Consider the following 227-nt stretch of genomic DNA (forward strand, 5'->3'; position numbering starts at 1 on the left):
GAGGAGGAGGAGGGAGAAAAAGAAGAGGGGAAGAAAAAGAAGGGAGAAGGGAGGGGGAGAAGGAAGAGGGAAGAAGGAAAAAAAGAAAGAAAGGGAAGGAAAGGAGAGAAAGAGGGGGGAAGAGAAGAGAAAGGAAGAAAAGAGGGAGGGAGGGGGGGGCAAGAAAGGGGGGGGGAAAGGGGAGAAAGAGCAAGGGCCACAACATCTGTGTAAGTTGGATCTTCTTT

At 50.7% G+C, this 227-nt stretch carries 1 protein-coding gene; it reads left to right on the top strand.

The window, feature by feature from the left end; all coding sequences use genetic code 11:
- On the top strand, positions 1–213 hold a 213-nt coding region (locus AB1471_RS19210), incomplete at its 5' end, for a hypothetical protein (protein ID WP_367781090.1).
- Positions 214–227 lie beyond the last annotated feature (14 nt).

Origin of the sequence: Jeotgalibacillus marinus (assembly GCF_040801915.1) — a bacterium.
In the GTDB taxonomy this organism is placed as follows: domain Bacteria; phylum Bacillota; class Bacilli; order Bacillales; family Jeotgalibacillaceae; genus Jeotgalibacillus; species Jeotgalibacillus marinus.